The organism is Clostridium boliviensis (assembly GCF_033342255.1).
Classification (GTDB): domain Bacteria; phylum Bacillota; class Clostridia; order Lachnospirales; family Lachnospiraceae; genus Lacrimispora; species Lacrimispora boliviensis.
In genome coordinates this window covers 1-326 of record NZ_JAWONS010000117.1, presented here as the reverse complement: position 1 = coordinate 326, position 326 = coordinate 1, and the positions used below count along the sequence as shown (strand labels likewise).

General features: G+C 54.0%; 1 protein-coding gene. It reads left to right on the top strand.

Annotated elements, in window-relative coordinates; genetic code table 11:
• Position 1 precedes the first annotated feature (1 nt).
• The coding region (locus RZO55_RS07845; RefSeq protein WP_318063730.1) for a PadR family transcriptional regulator at positions 2–326 on the top strand (325 nt) is incomplete at its 3' end.

Below are 326 nucleotides of genomic sequence, written 5' to 3'. Positions count from 1 at the left end.
ATTGGAGGGTGTCGTGCTGGAGATCATCAGCCGCGGTGAAACCTATGGCTATGAGATTGCCAAGAAATTGCACGCGATGGGCTTTGAAGGATTGGCGGAGCAGACGGTTTACGCCTTGCTTTTACGCCTGGAGCGGAACAGGCTGGTCCACATCACCAAAAAACCGTCGGAAATAGGGCCTCCCAGAAAGTTTTACAGGCTTAACGAGCGGGGGGTGGAGGAACTGGCCGCCTTTTGGACGCGGTGGGATTATCTCAGCCGTTGTATTCAACAATTGAGAAACGGCGGGAGGGATGACCATGACCTTCAGTCCCGAGATCAGGGAT